A 727-nucleotide genomic window follows, 5' to 3' on the forward strand; every position below is an offset into this window, starting at 1 on the left:
AAAGGTTACTCACTGATTGACGCTGGCTTCGCAATGTCTACATACCCTATTGCGGGTCTAGCAGGTGCAATCCTATCAGGCATCATCTCTGACAAGGTGTTCAACTCTAACCGCCATATCCCGACTCTACTTTACGGATTGGCGAACATCGGTGGCATGTGCTTGATGTTCTTCGGCCCAGATAACCGCATCGTTGACGCAGTAGCACTAGGTATGATCGGTTTCGCTATCGGTGGTCTGGTTGTGTTCCTTGCAGGTCTAACTGCTTGTGACTTGATGCCTAAGAACGCTGTTGGCGCAGTGAAAGGCTTCATCGGTCTGTTCTCTTACATCGCCGCTTCTGGTCAAGAGTTAGCGTCAGCTTCTCTAATCAAAATCACAGAAGTTGATGGCGTAACTAAATACGACTTCTCTCAAGCGCAATATTTCTGGCTGGCTGCTGGTGTGATTTCTCTACTTCTTGCTCTAACAGTTTGGAATGCGAAGAAAGTGGTTGATATCGACCCAGTTGAAGAAAAAGAGCTAGAAGCTCGCCCTAGTCACTAATCCTGACTAAAGCGGGAGGCAACTCCCGCTTACTCCCCCAATGTCTTAAGTTCTTTTGCAAAGAGTGCTTACGAGATTGATAGAAAATCCCCCCCTATTTCTATTTTCCTTTTTAAGTGTCGATTGAGGTGACAAATGTGTAAAACCAAAATTGTGGCTACGCTAGGCCCAGCAAGTGAAA

1 protein-coding gene is annotated in these 727 nt (G+C 46.4%); it reads left to right on the top strand.

The window, feature by feature from the left end:
- On the top strand, positions 1 to 546 hold a 546-nt coding region (locus R7Q09_RS25465; RefSeq protein ID WP_411913120.1), incomplete at its 5' end, for an MFS transporter.
- Positions 547 to 727 lie beyond the last annotated feature (181 nt).

It is taken from the genome of Vibrio sp. 2130-1 (genome assembly GCF_033339515.1).